This is a genomic window from Mycobacterium sp. E2497 (assembly GCF_001668695.1).
Lineage (GTDB): Bacteria > Actinomycetota > Actinomycetes > Mycobacteriales > Mycobacteriaceae > Mycobacterium.
Genome location: NZ_LZKD01000063.1, coordinates 1 through 509, shown reverse-complemented (window position 1 = coordinate 509; position 509 = coordinate 1). Strand labels below are relative to the sequence as shown.

The window sequence follows — 509 nt, the reverse complement described above, 5'->3', positions numbered from 1 at the left end:
TCTTGGCGCCAGACCTGATTAACGAGATTGTCGGTGCGAAACTCAACTGGGCGTCCAAACCTCCGCCCGGCGCGACCTCCCCGCCCGTGGCCGCCTTCGTCGACGAGGGTAACCCGCAGTGCGAGCCGCTGATCGCGCCGGACACGTACTCGGTGGGGGTGGCTTACACCGCGTGGCGGAGCAATCTCTACAAAGAGGACAAGGACACTTCAGGTCATGCGGTCTATCTGGCTGTTGCGACGGTAGCCGACGCGAAAACAGCGACTCAGTTGCTCGACAATGCGCTCGCGAAGGCCGTAAATTCGTGCGACAACGCCGTTTTGCACCGCAAAGACGACATATCGAGATGGAGATTCCAAAAGACCGACGCCGGCGGCAAGGATCTGACGTGGACCGCGACGGAACTGCAGGACGGGAAGCCCACCGGTTGGATCTGCCCCAACGTGGCGCGCGCGAAGAACAATGTGATCATCACTGCGCAGGTGTGCCAATACGGCAATGGCGCTCCG

1 protein-coding gene is annotated in these 509 nt (G+C 61.3%); it reads left to right on the top strand.

Going from position 1 to position 509, the window contains the following annotated elements; translation table 11 throughout:
• Window positions 1-2: 2 nt before the first annotated feature.
• Window positions 3-509, top strand: a 507-nt coding sequence (locus tag A5713_RS04885) for a sensor domain-containing protein (RefSeq protein WP_156751753.1), incomplete at its 3' end; no start/stop codon positions are given.